Raw genomic sequence first — 15,651 nt, forward strand, 5'->3', positions numbered from 1 at the left:
GCGCCGCTGCGCCATCATGCCCAAAACCACAATCCGGAGGCGCTATGCGCAAGTTTCTAGTGATCCTTGATGACAGTCGCGAATGTCTGAATGCGATGCGGTTTGCCGCGATGCGCGCCTCCAGCACCGGCGGCGGCGTTCAGATCCTGTCGGTGATCCCACCTGATGAGTTCAACCACTGGATCGGCGTGGCGGATCTGATGCGCGAAGAAGCCCGGGAACGCATTGAAGTGCATTTCGAGGTTTTCGCCAAATGGATGCGTGACCGCCAGAACGTGGACCCCGAACTGGTGATCCGTGAAGGTGAGGCGGTGAATGAAATCCTGTCTCAGGTGACCGATGATCCCGAGGTCGGCGTGCTGGTTCTGGGCGCGGGAATCGGCAAATCCGGCCCCGGCCCACTGGTCACCCAGATGAGCAAATCTGCAGGGTCCCTGCCGATTCCGATGACCATTGTTCCCGGAGATATGACCAAAGAGCGGCTGGAAAGCATCACCTGAGCCGGCCGGCGGCACCGGTTTAGAACTGTTCTAAACCTTGACTTGCGCCAGCCAAAGGGTCATATCCGACTCAAGAGCTAAGGAAAGAGCATGCTATGTTTATCCAGACCGAATCCACACCGAACCCCGCGACGCTGAAATTCCTGCCGGGTCAGGCCGTGCTTGAGACCGGCACTGCCGATTTCCCCTCGCCTGAAGGCGCGGAAGTCTCGCCGCTTGCGCAGCGCATTTTTGCGGTATCCGGCGTGGCTGCAGTGTTCTTTGGCACCGATTTTGTCACCGTCACCAAGTCTGATGCGGTGGAATGGGACCATATCAAACCGGCGATTCTCGGCGCGATCATGGAGCATTTCCAGTCCGGTCAGCCAGTGATGTCGGGTGAAAATGACACCGCTTCGGGCCACGCAGAACACACCGGGCCGGACAGCGAAATCGTCGACCAGATCAAAGAGCTGCTGGACACCCGTGTGCGTCCCGCTGTGGCTCAGGATGGCGGCGATATCACCTTCCACGGTTTTGACCGCGGTATCGTTTACCTGCATATGCAGGGTGCCTGCGCTGGTTGTCCCTCCTCAACACTGACGCTGAAAATGGGCATCGAAAACCTGCTGCGCCACTACATCCCGGAAGTGCTTGAGGTGCGCCCTGTTGCCGTCTGAGACACTCATTCTGGCCTTTGACACCTCGGCCGCGCATTGCGCGGCCGCTTTGCTGTCCGGCGATACCATTCTGACCAGCCGCCGCGAAGAGATGTCGCGCGGTCAGGCCGAACGCATTCTGCCGCTCTGTGAAGAAATTCTGACCGAAAACAAGCTGAGTTGGGCCGATCTCGCGGCGATCGGCGTTGGCATTGGTCCGGGCAATTTCACCGGCATTCGAATTTCTGTTGCGGCAGCGCGCGGGCTGGCGCTGGGGCTTGGCGTGCCGGCCATCGGCGTCTCCACCCTGGCCGCTCAGGTGCTGGGTGCGGCCAGGCCGGTGATTTCGGTGGTCGATGCAAGGCGCGGCGCTGTCTTTTGCCAGAAGTTTGACGATACCGGCGCTGCCGGAGCGCCGCAGATGTCCACGCAAGAGGCGGTTGAGGCTGCAGGCACCGCCTGGGTGGACCATGGCACCCGCCCGCTGGCCGAGGCCATCGCCCAGCTTGCTGCGGCTGAGTTTGCCACCCGGCCCGAAGAGGGTTTTGCCCGCCCGGCGCCGCTTTATATCCGTGCCGCTGATGCCGCCCCGCCACGTGATCCGGCCCCGCTCATTCTGGACCAGGACCCGAACCAGCACACCGATCAGGCGCCGGATCAGGACGCCTCTGTATGACACCGGCGCAAATGGCGGCACTGCATGCGCTTTGTTTCACCAGCCCCCGGCCCTGGAGCCTGACGGAGTTCAGCGATCTGAGCTCAGCGCGCGGCGTGTTTGTGGTCAGCGCGGCGGGTCAGGGTTTTGCCATGGGCCGCGCCATCGCCGGCGAGGCCGAGCTTCTGACACTTGCCGTGCATCCCGACGCAAGACGCCAGGGCTTTGGCGCGCAATTGCTGGCCGCCTATGAGACCGAAGCACTTGCCCACCAGGCGACTGAATCGTTTCTGGAGGTATCGGCGGACAATGTCGCGGCGCTTTCACTTTATGAGAGTGCCGGCTACTGCGAATCCGGGCGCCGCAAAGGTTACTACCGCCACCCCGACGGGCACAAAACAGATGCGCTGGTGATGGCGAAACACCTGATGGCACTCTGAGTCGCACCTGACCCCGCGTCAAACAGATAAATCCCCGCATTTCCTCGACCGGAAAACGACCATCTGGTAAAAAACTGTTGACCCCTCTGGGTCGCTACCTTTTTAATTGCGGATGATCTCAGACGATCTGTCAGTCATACCGGGCGGCACCCTGAGAGTGCCCCCTGAGAACACATACCGGGAGAATACTATGACAATGATGCGGAAAATCCTTGGCGCGACAGCCGCACTGGCGATCAGCGCCACTGCCGTTCTTGCCGAACCAGCCATCATTTTTGACCTTGGCGGCAAGTTCGACAAGTCTTTCAACGAAGCCGCCTTTTCCGGCGCAGAACGCTGGGCCGAAGAGACCGGCGGCTCTTACAAAGACGTAGAACTGCAGTCCGACGCCCAGCGTGAAGCGGCGCTGCGCGGCTTTGCCGATCGTGGGTACAACCCGATTGTGATGGCCGGTTTCTCTTTTGCGACTGCGCTGAACACCGTTGCCGCCGATTACCCGGACACAAAATTTGTCCTGATCGACATGGTTGTAGATCAGCCAAACGTGAAATCCGTGGTTTTTGCCGAACATGAAGGCTCCTACCTGGTGGGTGTTCTCGCCGCCATGGCCTCCAAATCAGGCACTGTCTCCTTCATCGGTGGCATGGACATCCCGCTGATTTCGAAATTCGCCTGTGGGTATGCCCAGGGTGTGAAAGACACCAAAGGCGACGCCACTGTGATCGTCAACATGACCGGCACCACGCCTTCGGCCTGGAATGACCCGGTAAAAGGTGGCGAACTGACACGGGCGCAGATGAGCCAGGGCTCTGACGTTGTATTTGCTGCTGCAGGCGGCACCGGTCTGGGTGTGCTGCAAACCGCTGCGGATCAGGGCATCCTGTCGATCGGCGTGGACAGCAACCAAAACTACCTGCAGCCAGGCTCGGTCCTGACTTCAATGGTGAAGCGGGTCGACAACGCTGTCTATGAGGCCTTCTCGGCCGGCGAAAATGTCATGCCTGGCTTCTCGGCGATGGGGCTGGACAACGACGGTGTCGGCTACACGGTTGACGAGTTCAACAAATCCCTGATCACCGACGAAATGATGGCCGCGGTTGAAGACGCCAAAGCCAAGATCATTTCCGGTGAAATCATGGTTCACGACTATATGTCCGATGAATCCTGCCCCTCCTTCTAAGGCAGCATTCATATGGAATTGACCCATAAATCGGGGCGGCAGGAAACTGCCGCCCACGATCTTCCCCCCGCCATTGAGCTGCGCGGCATCTCCAAGGCTTTCGGGCCGGTGCAGGCGAACAAGGACATCAACTTTTCGGTCGCCAAAGGCACGATCCACGGCATTATCGGCGAGAATGGTGCCGGCAAGTCGACGCTGATGTCGATCCTCTACGGCTTTTACAAAGCCGACGCCGGGGAAGTGCTGATCAATGGTCAGACCACGTTGATTCCCGACAGTCAGGCCGCGATCAGCGCCGGCATCGGCATGGTGTTCCAGCACTTTAAACTGGTTGAGAATTTTACTGTGCTCGAGAACGTGATTCTTGGCGCCGAAGATGGGGCCATGCTGCGCCCCTCGCTGGCCAAAGCGCGCAAAGAGCTGACGCGGCTGGCAAAAGAATATGAGCTGAACGTCAACCCCGACACTTTGGTCGAAGAGCTGTCGGTGGGTCATAAACAGCGCGTTGAGATCCTGAAAGCGCTGTACCGCCACGCCGACATCCTGATCCTGGACGAGCCGACCGGTGTGCTGACCCCAGCCGAGGCGGACCATCTGTTCCGCATCTTTGACGGGCTGAAGAAACAGGGCAAAACCATCATCCTGATCACCCATAAACTGCGTGAGATCATGGATATCACCGATACGGTATCGGTGATGCGCCGCGGCGAGATGACCGCCACCGTGAAAACGTCGGAGACCAGCCCGGAACATCTGGCCGAACTGATGGTCGGGCGGAAAGTCTTGCTGGAAGTCAGTAAAACGCCCGCCAGGCCCGGCGCATCTGTGCTTGAGGTCGAAAACCTGCGGGTGGTGGATGAAGACAAAGTCGAGCGCCTCAAAGGTGTGTCACTGCAACTGCGCGCCGGTGAAATCCTCGGCATTGCAGGCGTTGCCGGCAATGGCCAGAGCGAATTGCTGGAAGTGCTGGCCGGCATGCAGACCGCCACGGGTTCGGTGCGGCTGAACGGCCAGGAACTGGACCTGACCGGGGCAAAATCAGACGCCCGCACCCGGCGCAAAAAGGGCATCGCCCATGTGCCGGAAGACCGCCATGATGAAGGGTTGATCCTGGAATTTTCAGCCTGGGAAAACATCGCGTTCGGCTATGAGGACGATCCCGCCTACAACAAAGGCATGCTGATGGACAACGCCGCGCTGCGGGCGGAAACCCATGCCAAAATGGAGCGTTTTGATGTGCGCCCGCCGCACCCGCGGCTGGAGGCCAAGAACTTCTCCGGCGGCAATCAGCAGAAAATCGTGCTGGCGCGCGAGATCGAACGCAACCCGGATCTGCTGCTGATCGGCCAGCCCACCCGCGGTGTCGACATCGGTGCCATTGAATTCATTCACCAGCGAATCGTTGAGCTGCGTGACCAGGGCAAAGCCATCCTGCTTGTCTCGGTCGAGCTGGACGAAATCATGTCGCTGTCGGACCGGATCGCGGTGATGTTTGACGGTCAGATCATGGGCGAACGCCGCCCGGAAGAGACCGACGAAAAAGAACTGGGCCTGTTGATGGCCGGTATTAACAGGAAGGCAAACTGATGCAAAAGATGCCAAAATGGGCTGATGTTGCGCTGATACCGCTGATCAATATCCTGATTGCCTTTACCTTGTCGGGCCTCATCATCTGGGCCATTGGCGGCGATCCGTTCCGGGCGTTGAAAACGATGGTGACCGGCAGTTTCGGCTCTACCAACGGCTGGGGCTATACGCTGTATTACACCACCAACTTCATCTTTACCGGTCTGGCCGTGGCCACCGCCTATCAGGCGCGGCTGTTCAACATCGGCGGCGAAGGTCAGGCGATGCTGGGCGGGCTTGGTGTCGCGCTGGTGGCCCTGTCGATTGACTGGCCACACTGGGCGATTGCATTGCCTGCCGCCGCCATCGGCGGCGCTGCTTTTGGTGCGTTCTGGGCCGTTATCCCGGCCTATCTGCAGGCCAAACGCGGCAGCCATATCGTCATTACCACCATCATGTTCAACTTTATCGCCTCCGCACTTGTGGGCTATCTGCTGCTGAATTTCCTCAAGGTTCCGGGCAATATGTCCACTGAATCGGCCGGTTTTCCCGCCGGCACCAACCTGCCGACCTTCAGCGATATGCTGGCGCCCTTTGGCATTACCTTTGCCAAAAACGCCCCGGCCAACATCAGCTTCCTGGTGGCGCTGGCCTGCGCCTTTGGCTATTGGCTGCTGATCTGGCACACCAAACTTGGGTATCAGATCCGCGCCTTTGGCCAGTCTGAGACCGGCGCGATCTACGCCGGCATCAACCCGGTGCGTATCGTGGTGATCACCATGGTGATTTCCGGCGCGCTCGCCGGCATGATGGCGCTGAACAATGTGATGGGCGAAGCCGAGCGGCTGATTGACAACGCGGTCGAAGGCGCCGGCTTTATCGGCATCGCCGTGGCGCTGATGGGGCGCAACCACCCGGTGGGTATCGTGCTGGCGGCGCTGCTGTTTGGCTTCCTGTTTCAGGGCGGCTCCGAACTGTCCTTGTGGGAAGGCATCCCACGCGAGCTGGTGGTGGTGATCCAGGGTCTGGTGATCCTGCTGACCGGCGCGCTGGACAATATGGTGCGTGGCCCGGTTGAGCGGCTGTTTCTGATGCTGCACAAGGGAGAGGCGTAATGGATTTCCTGACCCTGATCCAGATTCTCGATTCCACCGTACGTCTGGCGACACCATTGCTGCTGGCCTGTCTGGCCGGGCTCTACTCCGAACGCGCCGGCGTGGTGGATATCGGGCTGGAAGGCAAGATGCTGGTCGCGGCGTTTCTCGCAGGTGCGGTCTCTTATGTCACCGGCTCTGTCTGGCTTGGCATGCTGGCGGCGATTGCCGGCTCTACGGCGCTGTCGATGATCCACGGCCTTGCCTCGATCACTTTCCGCGGCGACCAGCTGATTTCCGGCGTGGCGCTGAACTTTCTCGCCGCCGGTCTGACGGTGGTGGTCGGTCAGGCCTGGTTTGGTCTTGGCGGCCGTACCCCGTCGCTGTCCAACGGCGGCCGGTTTGAACCGATCACCCTGCCCTTTGCCGATGCGGTGGCGGATGTGCCGGTGCTGGGACCGATCTATGAGGAACTGATTTCCGGCCATACGCTTCTGGTCTATGTGGCGTTTGCGCTGGTGCCGCTGACCTGGTGGGTGCTGTACCGCACCCGGTTTGGTCTGCGTCTGCGTGCAGTGGGCGAAAACCCCTCCGCGGTGGATACGGCTGGTATTTCGGTGGTGCGCCTGCGCTTTACCGCGCTGGTGATTGCCGGCGTGCTCTGTGGCCTGGCCGGCGCCTACCTGGCCACGCTCGCCGCCGGTTTTGTCAAAGACATGACCGCGGGCCGTGGGTACATCGCGCTGGCGGCGTTGATCTTTGCCAAATGGCGTCCCTGGTACGCGCTCAGCGCCACCCTGCTGTTTGGTCTGCTGGAGGCGATCGGCAACCGCTATCAGAGCATCGAGATCGGCGCTTTTGAGATCCCGGTGCAGTTCATGCAGGCGCTGCCCTATATCCTGACCGTGGTGATCCTGGCCGGTTTTGTCGGCAAAGCGATCCCGCCGCGCGCCGGCGGCAGCCCCTACGTCAAGGAACGATAAGAACAAGGGCCGTTGCCACCAGGCGGCGGCCCTTAAACCATCGCTGGGTCCGCGGATCGTGCAGCTCTCCATTGACCGGCTCAGCTGTTACAAAAGGTTTTTGCCCGGCACCGCCGGGCCGCGGCTGACCTTCCCCCCGGAAAGGCGCTTCACTCCTCCCCAAGATCAGGCACCGCCCTGTTTCCATATCACTGTTTCAGACTTTGAGCCTGCCAACACGAATTGCGGGCACGTCTTAATTTATTGCGGCCCGGGTTTGACACAGAGCCCCAAATCAGGGCATGTCTGATCAAAGATCATCCATAATCCCGGACCGACAAATGCAAGTTTATCTTCCGATTGCCGAAGTGTCGGTCAATGTCTTCCTGCTTTTAGGGCTGGGCGGCATTGTGGGTGTGTTATCAGGCATTTTTGGTGTCGGCGGTGGCTTCCTGATCACCCCTTTATTGTTTTTTATCGGCATCCCACCGGCGGTGGCGGTCTCCACCTCCGCCAACCAGATCGTGGCCTCTTCTGTCTCGGCGGTGCTGGCGCATCTGAAGCGCAAAACGGTTGATCTGAAAATGGGCGTGGTGCTGCTGATCGGCGGCAATGTCGGTGCCCTGTTCGGTGTGCAGGTTTTTGCCCTGATGCGAGAACTGGGTCAGGTCGATCTGCTGGTCAACCTGTCCTATGTGCTGTTTCTCGGCGTGATCGGCGCGCTGATGTTTGTTGAAAGCCTGCGCGCTTTGCTGCGGTCCGGCAAAGGCGTGCGTCCCAAACGCAAAAAACACTACTGGGTGCACAATCTGCCGTTCAAGGTAAAGTTCCGCACCTCCGGCCTTTATATTTCTGCCATTCCGCCGCTGCTTGTGGGAATGGCGGTTGGGGTGCTGTCGGCGATCATGGGCGTCGGCGGTGGTTTTATCATGGTGCCGGCGATGATCTATATTCTGGGCATGCCCACCAAAGTGGTGGTCGGCACTTCCCTGTTTCAGATCATCTTTGTTGCCGCCTTTACCACATTGATGCATGCGATCACCAACCAGACCGTGGATATCATTCTGGCGCTGTTCCTGTTGATCGGTGGCGTAATTGGCGCCCAGATCGGATCCCGCGTCGGCGTCCGCCTGAAGGCCGAACAGTTGCGCATTCTGTTGGCCATTATCGTGCTGGGCGTCTGTTTCAAAATTGCGCTGGATCTGCTGCTGCAGCCCTCGGAATTGTTCTCTATCACTCTGGGGACAGGCTGATGCGTGTACTGCTTGCCATAGCCCTGCTGATCTCCAGCCTGATGCCCCTGCAGGCCCAGGAACAGGTCGTGGCCGGCATCAGCCAGGATCAGATCTCGATCACCACTGATTTTGACGGCTCTGAACTGCTTATTTTCGGGGCGGTGAAACGCGAAACCGCCATCCAGCAGGATGCGCCACTTGAAGTTATTGTCACCCTGTCCGGCCCCTCCGGCCCGCTGAACGTGCGGCAGAAATCAAGGCGGTTCGGCATCTGGATCAATACCGGCAACGCGCGCATGGACGCCGCCCCCAGTTTTTATGCGGTCAACACAACCGCGCCTCTGGATGAGATCCTGTCGGTGAAAGCCAATCAGATCGCCCGCATCAAAGTCAACAATGCCATCCTGGCCATCGGCGCTTTTGGCCGTGTGGCCAACCCGGGCCAATACCGCGAAGCGTTGATCCGGATCCGGGAAAATGACGACCTCTACCAGTTGAACGAAGGCGCGGTAAAGTTCTCTGAACAGACGCTGTTCCAGACCAGGGTGACACTGCCGGCCAATCTGACCGAAGGCGATTTTGAAACGCGGATTTTCCTGCTGCGGGGTGGGGAAATTGTCGCCAGCTATCAGGACACGCTGGATGTGCGCAAAGTCGGGCTGGGTCGCTGGTTATACAACCTGTCGAAAACGAATTCCCCCGCCTATGGCGTGCTGGCGCTGATCATCGCGGTGATTGCCGGCTGGATGGCTTCGGCGGTGTTTGGATATTTCCGCCGCTAAGACATTTCGAATAACCGTCACCTGATACCGGATCTCACCCGCCCGGCCCTGTGGACCGGGTTGGGGCGTCCTGCCGCATGGCCGGGCGTATTCGCCGTTACCCCGTGACGGATGCAGCCCTCAGCCGTGGATTACAGCAACAAAGGCAAACGCTTCCGCGTCAGTTCAAAACGTTTTAACCGCGGCCGATCAAGGGCATGTTGGTCGCCATCAGTGTCATAAACTGCACATTTGCCGACAACGGCAGCGCCGCCATATGTACAATCGCCTCCGCCGCGTGTTTCAGCTCCATCGTATGGGGCACCGGCGCCTCCGGGTTGGCAAGCTGCGCGCGATGGATCAGATCTTCAAGCAGTTCGGTGCGCGCATTGCCCAGATCGATCTGACCACAGGCAATGTCAAACGGGCGCCCGTCCAGCGACAGCGCTTTGGTCAAGCCGGTGATGGCGTGTTTGGTGGCGGTATAACAGACCATGTTTTCCCGCGGCGCCTGGGCTGAGACCGAACCGTTGTTGATGATGCGCCCGCCCTGGGGTTGCTGGTGCCGCATCTGGCGAAAAGCCAGCCGGGCGCAGGCAAACATCCCGGTCAGATTCACGTCCACCACATGGCGCCACTCGTCCATCGACACTTCATCAAACGGTTTGATCGGGCCTGACATGCCGGCGTTGTTGAACAGCACATCCAGGTGGCCGGTATGGGCGATGAAACGGTCAAACGCAGCTTCCAGCGCCGCGTCATCGGTCACATCAGCCACCAGCACATGGGCGTTGTCATGCCCCCCGGCGATCGCAGCCAGGGTCTCTTCCCGGCGCGCCAGCAGCCCCACCTGCCAGCCCGCGTCAAGAAACGCCAACGCGGTGGCTTTGCCAATGCCGGAACTTGCGCCAGTGATGATGATGCTTTTTCCAGAGGCGCCTGTGCCCCTGTCACCGGCGCTCATGCCGTCTGTGCTCGATTCATCTGAACTCATGGGTCCTGGACCTCCATTTTCAGCTGCAATCCGGCGGGCTTCTGCTTCAGATCGGCCACCGACAGCTGCGACGAGGGCCTTGCCAGCCGGTTTTTCACCACCCAGTGCAGCCGGGTTTCCGCCCGCGTAATCGCCACATAAGCCAGCCGTTTCCACAGCGGGATGCCCGCCTCCATACGCCCGGCACGACTGGCGGCATAGAGATCGGGCGCAAAGACCTGAACGTCGGACCATTGTGAGCCCTGAGATTTGTGAATGGTCACCGCCGCCCCGTGCAGAAAGGCCGCACCCATCCGGGCGGCAAAGGGGATAAAGGGTTCGTCCTGATCCGGCAGTTCGATTTTCACAATCGAGGCCGCGGAGACCTGCGGTTCCTCGGCCCCCATCACATGCAGGCGCGAAAACCCGGGTTTGCGCCCGGGTCCGAGATAGACCACCTGGGCGCCTTTGATCAGCCCGCGCGCTTCCAGATCCAGCCGTTTCTTGCGGTGTTTGGCGGGCAGCTCAATGCCATCGCAGATCAGCGGTTCGCCCGGCAGCAGCGCATCGGCCGGCGCACCATAGGCGGCCCGGAACGCGTTGATCAGCCGGATGCGGGTGGCGTTGCGCCAGACCAGCACCGGCGAGCGCGCCATCAGTTCTGATTGCACGCGTTCCGCCCAGATCACCCGGTCATCCCGCGCCGCAGCCTCGCGGATCATCTGTTCAAAATCGTAAAAGGTCAGGCTTTCATCGGCCAGCGCGTGGGCCAGATCCAGGATCGGACTGTCTTCAGCCTGGCGGTGAATGCGGTGCAGGATCAGTTTGCGGTCTTCTTCCATGGTGTCAAACACCATAGAGCCGGACTGGTTCACAGGTGCCAGCTGGGCCGGATCGCCGAACAGCACCAGGGTCGGGAAGATTTCCTTCAGATCCTCGAATTGTTTTTTGTCCAGCATCGAGCTTTCATCGACAAAACCGATGTCCAGCGGATCATCACGCCGCTTCCAGCCGGTGATAAAATCGGAGCCCCGCAGGCCGGCGCTTGCCAGCGCGCCGGGAATGGATTTGTTGAGCTGAAAAAACGCAAACGCCCGGTCCAGCGCTTCGTCCGAAAGACCGTCGATCTCGGGACGTTCGCCATTTTCGGCCAGCCATTCGGCGATCTTTTCATATTCCGGATCATAGACCGGCGTGTACAGAATGCGGTGAATGGTGGTCGCCGGCACGCCCCGGTTGCGCAAGACGCTGGCGGCTTTGTTGGTCGGGGCCAGGATCGCCAGGCTGCGCCGGTTCGCTTTGCGCTTGCTCTCATAGTCGCCCGAGACGATTGCCACGCCCGCCTCTTCGGCGGCGTGATACAATTTGGCCAGTAACAATGTCTTACCGGAGCCCGCCTTGCCGATCACAGCAAGCGCGTCATTGCTGACGTCCGATTGCGGGATCAGCAACTCATCGCCCAGGTTTACACCGGTGCTTTCAAGCAACGCGGCTACACGGTCAAAGGCTTCAGCCTGGTCGTCGGAAAAGGTAATATCTGGCAGGGTCATAGCCGGACATTACAGCCGGGTTGCGCCCGGCACCAGTGGCATTCAGGGGTGTTAACCTGCTTTGCATTCCGCGTGCAGTTTCACCACATTTTCCGTCACAAAAGTATCGCGCATCAGTTTGTTTTGTTTTTTGTCGATCTCACGCCGCGCCAGCGTCAGACAGTCGTCCAGCTGGTTTGCAGTTGTGAGTAACCCATCCTGGCGGGCCACCGTTTTCAGGTCGTCCAGTACATCAATCAGCCAGTCATGCCGCATAAAAGTCTCCTGCCTCAACTATGTCTGCCGGCTGGGGGCCCACACCCCGTCCGATCTTCTGACATATTTTCATCCTCACAGGGACATTTCCAAATCCTCTTGCATATTGCAATTATTAACGCTGAAACTAAACGATTATTCAGATGTGTTGCATTTTGTGAAATGCGGCGCTCAAAAATTAGGCACCCGGAAATCCCACAGGCAAAAAAGCCCCCCGGGAGTACCGGAGGGCAGTGAGGAAGAACGTGGGCAGGACCGCCGCTGCTCAGGGGGCAGCGGCATCCAAAGCGTCTTCCAGGGTCCGCAATCCGGCGGTGGGGACCTGGACCAGAACCGCCATATTTCCGGGCCGGTGTTCATTGTTCAGCATTTTCATATGTGCCTTCGGGATCTGCTCCCAGGAAAACACTTCCGACATGCTGGGATCAAGCCGGCGTTCGACCATAAGTTTATTGGCCGCCGCGGCTTGTTTCAGATGGGCAAAATGGCTGCCCTGAACCCGTTTCTGGTGCATCCAGAGATACCGTGCGTCCAGCGTCAGGTTAAAACCCGATGTGCCGGCGCAGATCACCACCATACCGCCCTTTTTCACCACGAAGGTCGAGACCGGAAAGGTCGCCTCGCCCGGGTGTTCAAACACCATATCCACGTTGATGCCTTTGCCGGTGATGTTCCAGATCGCTTTGCCGAATTTGCGCACCTCGCCAAACCAGGCCTTGTATTCATCGGTGTTCACCGTCGGCATCTGACCCCAGCAATTATAGTCGCGCCGGTTCAGAACGCCCTTGGCCCCAAGCCCCATCACATAGTCGCGTTTGGCCTCATCAGAGATCACCCCGATCGCGTTGCCACCCGCCGCATTGATCAGCTGAATGGCAAAGGAGCCCAGCCCGCCGGAGGCACCCCAAACCAGAACATTCTGACCCGGTTTAAGATCGTGAGGTTGATGCCCGAACAACATACGATAGGCGGTGGCGAGCGTCAGCGTGTAACAGGCGCTTTCTTCCCAGGTCAGATGGCGCGGCCGTGGCAACAGTTGCTGCGCCTGCACCCGGGTGAACTGGGCAAAAGAGCCGTCCGGCGTTTCATAACCCCAGATCCGCTGAGTCGGGGAGAACATCGGATCACCGCCGTTGCATTCCTCATCGTCGCCGTCGTCCTGGTTACAATGCACGACAACCTCGTCGCCCACTTTCCAGTTTTTCACCTTGCGGCCCACTTTCCACACGATGCCGGACGCGTCTGAACCGGCAATGTGATAGGGCTGTTTGTGCACGTCAAACACTGAAATCGGCTCGCCGAGCGCAGCCCAGACACCGTTGTAATTGACCCCCGCCGCCATCACCAGAACCAGCACCTCATAGCTGTCAATCTCGGGCGTCTCAACCACCTCAACCTGCATCGCGCTGTCGGGTTTACCATGGCGGTCGCGCCGGATCGCCCAGGAATACATCTGAGCCGGCACATAGCCCATCGGCGGCATTTCACCAATTTCGTATAAGTCCTTTTCAGGCGCGTCATAATGTGCGCCACCCTGAGCGTGATCGAGTGCCATGTTCTGACCTTTCCCTGTCCCTAGCTGCAATGCAGAATTACAGCCCGTTTCGTTATTGATTTAGTATTCGTCGCGTAACTTTGCAACCAAAATAACATTAGTTTTGTAATTTAATGACCTTCTGGATTCATGAAGGCATCCACCCAAATTTTAATTTATTAAATATCAATGTGTTACTATACCAACCGACGTGACCATCGTTACCAGACAGAGAAACCCATTTCCGCTGCGCTGCGGCGAATTGACAGGGGCATAATCTTTCGCGCATAACTATAGTCAGGAAATATAGTTACTCAGAGAATCTGTGAGGCCCCGATGACCGAAACCGGAAAAGACCGCCCCTGGCTGTTTCGCACCTACGCAGGTCACTCGACGGCCAGCGCCTCCAATGCACTCTACCGCGCCAATATGGCCCGTGGCCAGACCGGGCTTTCGGTGGCCTTCGATCTGCCGACCCAGACCGGTTACGACAGTGACCATGATCTCGCGCGTGGCGAAGTCGGCAAAGTCGGTGTGCCGATCGGCCATCTGGGCGATATGCGGGCGCTCTTTGCCGACATTCCAATGGAACAGATGAACACTTCGATGACGATCAACGCCACCGCCCCCTGGTTGCTGGCGCTGTATATCGCCGCCGCACAGGAACAGGGCGCTGATGTCTCCAGGCTGCAAGGCACGGTGCAGAATGACATCATCAAGGAATACCTGTCGCGCGGCACCTATATCTGCCCGCCCGAACCGTCGCTGCGCCTGATCACCGATGTTGCGGCCTATACCCGCGAACATCTGCCGAAATGGAACCCGATGAATGTCTGCTCCTACCACCTGCAGGAGGCTGGCGCGACACCGGAGCAGGAACTGGCCTATGCGCTGGCCACCGCCACTGCAGTGCTGGATGATCTGCAGAGCAAAGTGGCGCCGGAGCATTTCCCCGCCATGGTCGGGCGCATTTCGTTTTTTGTGAACGCCGGCATCCGCTTTATCACTGAGCTGTGTAAAATGCGCGCCTTTGTCGAGCTGTGGGACGAAATCACCCGCACTCGTTATGGCATTGAAGACCCCAAATTCCGCCGTTTCCGTTATGGGGTTCAGGTGAATTCCCTTGGGCTGACCGAGCAGCAACCGGAAAACAACGTCTACCGTATTCTGATCGAAATGCTGGCCGTGACCCTGTCCAAAAACGCCCGCGCCCGGGCAGTGCAGCTGCCGGCCTGGAACGAAGCCCTCGGTCTGCCGCGCCCGTTTGATCAGCAATGGTCACTGCGCATGCAACAGATCCTCGCTTATGAGACCGATCTGCTGGAATATGAGGATCTGTTCGATGAAAACCCGGCAATCACCCGCAAAGTCGGGGCGCTGAAAGAAGGCGCCCGGGCCGAACTGGCGCAGATCGACGCCATGGGTGGTGCCGTCAACGCCATTGAGCACATGAAATCACGGCTGGTGGAAGCCAATGCCGACCGCATCTCCGGCATTGAGAGCGGCGCCACCACCGTGGTCGGCGTCAACCGTTGGGTGGAAGCTGAAGCCAGCCCGCTGACCACCGGAGATGGCAGCATCATGGTGGCGGACAAAGGTGCCGAAGCCGATCAGATCGCCCGGCTGAACGCCTGGCGACACGCGCGCGATGAGACCGCAGTGGCGGCGGCACTCAAAGATCTTCGCGCGGCCGCTGCGTCAGGGGCGAATATCATGCCGGCCTCGGTTCAGGCGGCCAGCGCCGGGGTGACCACCGGCGAGTGGGGCGATGTGATCCGCGCGGCGTTTGGCCAGTACCGCGCCCCCACCGGTGTCTCGAAAAACCCGTCAAACCGCACCGAGGGGCTGGAAGAGATCCGCGAGGCTGTGGCTGCAGTCTCCGGCCGGCTGGGACGCCGGTTGTCGCTTCTGGTGGGCAAACCGGGGCTCGACGGCCATTCCAACGGTGCCGAACAGATCGCCGCACGGGCGCGCGATTGCGGCATGGAAATCTCTTATGAGGGCATCCGCCTGACCCCGGGCGATATCGTCAGCGCAGCCAAAGACCGCCGCCCGCATGTGTTAGGGCTGTCAATCCTGTCAGGGTCGCACCTGCCGCTGGTGGGCGAGCTGATGGGCCTGTTGCGCGACGAAGGTCTGGGTGATCTGCCGGTGGTGGTGGGCGGCATCATCCCGGACGCGGATGCAACACAGCTGCGCGATATGGGGGTGGCGCGGATCTACAGCCCGAAAGATTTCGAGCTGAACCGCATTATGGCCGATATTGTTTCCCTCGCCGATCCCGGTGGCACCGCAGCTGCCCCCGCCG

15 protein-coding genes are annotated in these 15,651 nt (G+C 59.5%); 11 read left to right on the forward strand and 4 right to left on the reverse strand.

What is annotated here, in order from left to right:
• The first annotated feature begins 44 nt into the window (after positions 1-44).
• The 10 genes from DWA01_RS19720 to DWA01_RS19765 all read left to right on the forward strand — a co-directional run bounded on the left by DWA01_RS19720 (position 45) and on the right by DWA01_RS19765 (position 9,052).
• The gene (locus DWA01_RS19720; protein WP_114287524.1) at positions 45-500 is read left to right on the forward strand and encodes a universal stress protein; all 456 of its coding nucleotides are present in this window, start codon (positions 45-47) and stop codon (positions 498-500) included.
• Positions 501-595: 95 nt separating this feature from the next.
• Positions 596-1,159: a NifU family protein gene (locus DWA01_RS19725; RefSeq protein ID WP_114287525.1), complete on the forward strand. Its 564-nt coding sequence runs from the start codon at positions 596-598 to the stop codon at positions 1,157-1,159.
• Positions 1,149-1,814 (forward strand): tRNA (adenosine(37)-N6)-threonylcarbamoyltransferase complex dimerization subunit type 1 TsaB, encoded by a 666-nt coding sequence (gene tsaB / locus DWA01_RS19730; RefSeq protein WP_114287526.1) that lies wholly within the window; start codon positions 1,149-1,151, stop codon positions 1,812-1,814. The genes DWA01_RS19725 and tsaB overlap by 11 nt, the downstream gene beginning before the upstream one ends.
• The gene (gene rimI, locus DWA01_RS19735; RefSeq protein WP_114287527.1) at positions 1,811-2,233 is read left to right on the forward strand and encodes a ribosomal protein S18-alanine N-acetyltransferase; all 423 of its coding nucleotides are present in this window, start codon (positions 1,811-1,813) and stop codon (positions 2,231-2,233) included. The genes tsaB and rimI overlap by 4 nt, the downstream gene beginning before the upstream one ends.
• 190 nt (positions 2,234-2,423) lie before the next feature.
• A complete protein-coding gene (locus tag DWA01_RS19740) occupies positions 2,424-3,413 on the forward strand; it encodes a BMP family lipoprotein (RefSeq protein WP_114287528.1) in 990 nt (329 codons plus the stop codon).
• Between the two features lie 12 nt (positions 3,414-3,425).
• Positions 3,426-5,000 (forward strand): ABC transporter ATP-binding protein, encoded by a 1,575-nt coding sequence (locus tag DWA01_RS19745; protein WP_114287529.1) that lies wholly within the window; start codon positions 3,426-3,428, stop codon positions 4,998-5,000.
• Positions 5,000-6,094, forward strand: coding sequence for an ABC transporter permease (locus tag DWA01_RS19750; protein WP_114287530.1), 1,095 nt, complete (start codon positions 5,000-5,002; stop codon positions 6,092-6,094). Before DWA01_RS19745 ends, DWA01_RS19750 begins: the two co-directional genes overlap by 1 nt.
• On the forward strand, positions 6,094-7,056 hold the full coding sequence (locus DWA01_RS19755; RefSeq protein ID WP_114287531.1) for an ABC transporter permease: 963 nt from the start codon (positions 6,094-6,096) through the stop codon (positions 7,054-7,056). The genes DWA01_RS19750 and DWA01_RS19755 overlap by 1 nt, the downstream gene beginning before the upstream one ends.
• Before the next feature lie 320 nt (positions 7,057-7,376).
• Positions 7,377-8,288, forward strand: a complete 912-nt coding sequence (locus DWA01_RS19760) for a sulfite exporter TauE/SafE family protein (RefSeq protein ID WP_114287532.1) — start codon at positions 7,377-7,379, stop codon at positions 8,286-8,288.
• Positions 8,288-9,052 carry a TIGR02186 family protein gene (locus tag DWA01_RS19765; protein WP_114287533.1) on the forward strand — a complete coding sequence of 255 codons (765 nt, stop codon included), beginning with the start codon at positions 8,288-8,290 and terminating at the stop codon, positions 9,050-9,052. The genes DWA01_RS19760 and DWA01_RS19765 overlap by 1 nt, the downstream gene beginning before the upstream one ends.
• A 175-nt stretch (positions 9,053-9,227) precedes the next feature.
• On the opposite strand, the gene DWA01_RS19770 is transcribed toward DWA01_RS19765, so the two are convergent.
• The 4 genes from DWA01_RS19770 to ccrA form a co-directional block, all read right to left on the reverse strand.
• Positions 9,228-9,995, reverse strand: coding sequence for an SDR family oxidoreductase (locus DWA01_RS19770; protein WP_114287539.1), 768 nt, complete (start codon positions 9,993-9,995; stop codon positions 9,228-9,230).
• Positions 9,996-10,021: 26 nt separating this feature from the next.
• Complete coding sequence (locus tag DWA01_RS19775; RefSeq protein ID WP_114287534.1) at positions 10,022-11,554, reverse strand: ATP-dependent DNA helicase; 1,533 nt, start codon at positions 11,552-11,554, stop codon at positions 10,022-10,024.
• A 51-nt stretch (positions 11,555-11,605) separates the two neighbouring features.
• The gene (locus tag DWA01_RS19780; RefSeq protein WP_114287535.1) at positions 11,606-11,809 is read right to left on the reverse strand and encodes a hypothetical protein; all 204 of its coding nucleotides are present in this window, start codon (positions 11,807-11,809) and stop codon (positions 11,606-11,608) included.
• A 265-nt stretch (positions 11,810-12,074) separates the two neighbouring features.
• Positions 12,075-13,364, reverse strand: coding sequence for a crotonyl-CoA carboxylase/reductase (gene ccrA / locus DWA01_RS19785; protein ID WP_114287536.1), 1,290 nt, complete (start codon positions 13,362-13,364; stop codon positions 12,075-12,077).
• A 315-nt stretch (positions 13,365-13,679) separates the two neighbouring features.
• Between ccrA and DWA01_RS19790 the strand changes: the two genes are divergently transcribed.
• A partial coding sequence (locus DWA01_RS19790) for a methylmalonyl-CoA mutase family protein (protein WP_114287537.1) occupies positions 13,680-15,651 on the forward strand: 1,972 nt, incomplete at its 3' end.

It is taken from the genome of Candidatus Halocynthiibacter alkanivorans (assembly GCF_003333265.1).
Classification (GTDB): Bacteria; Pseudomonadota; Alphaproteobacteria; order Rhodobacterales; family Rhodobacteraceae; genus Halocyntiibacter_A; species Halocyntiibacter_A alkanivorans.

What these genes read in the sequence shown, in the direction of transcription:
- DWA01_RS19740 (WP_114287528.1), top strand. Translation starts at nt 2,424, where the DNA reads ATGACAATGATGCGGAAAATCCTTGGCGCGACAGCCGCACTGGCGATC.
- DWA01_RS19750 (WP_114287530.1), top strand. Translation starts at nt 5,000, where the DNA reads ATGCAAAAGATGCCAAAATGGGCTGATGTTGCGCTGATACCGCTGATC.
- rimI (WP_114287527.1), top strand. Translation starts at nt 1,811, where the DNA reads ATGACACCGGCGCAAATGGCGGCACTGCATGCGCTTTGTTTCACCAGC.
- DWA01_RS19725 (WP_114287525.1), top strand. Translation starts at nt 596, where the DNA reads ATGTTTATCCAGACCGAATCCACACCGAACCCCGCGACGCTGAAATTC.
- DWA01_RS19720 (WP_114287524.1), top strand. Translation starts at nt 45, where the DNA reads ATGCGCAAGTTTCTAGTGATCCTTGATGACAGTCGCGAATGTCTGAAT.
- DWA01_RS19775 (WP_114287534.1), bottom strand. Translation starts at nt 11,554, where the DNA reads ATGACCCTGCCAGATATTACCTTTTCCGACGACCAGGCTGAAGCCTTT.
- DWA01_RS19755 (WP_114287531.1), top strand. Translation starts at nt 6,094, where the DNA reads ATGGATTTCCTGACCCTGATCCAGATTCTCGATTCCACCGTACGTCTG.
- DWA01_RS19765 (WP_114287533.1), top strand. Translation starts at nt 8,288, where the DNA reads ATGCGTGTACTGCTTGCCATAGCCCTGCTGATCTCCAGCCTGATGCCC.
- DWA01_RS19760 (WP_114287532.1), top strand. Translation starts at nt 7,377, where the DNA reads ATGCAAGTTTATCTTCCGATTGCCGAAGTGTCGGTCAATGTCTTCCTG.
- ccrA (WP_114287536.1), bottom strand. Translation starts at nt 13,364, where the DNA reads ATGGCACTCGATCACGCTCAGGGTGGCGCACATTATGACGCGCCTGAA.
- DWA01_RS19780 (WP_114287535.1), bottom strand. Translation starts at nt 11,809, where the DNA reads ATGCGGCATGACTGGCTGATTGATGTACTGGACGACCTGAAAACGGTG.
- DWA01_RS19745 (WP_114287529.1), top strand. Translation starts at nt 3,426, where the DNA reads ATGGAATTGACCCATAAATCGGGGCGGCAGGAAACTGCCGCCCACGAT.
- DWA01_RS19770 (WP_114287539.1), bottom strand. Translation starts at nt 9,995, where the DNA reads ATGAGCGCCGGTGACAGGGGCACAGGCGCCTCTGGAAAAAGCATCATC.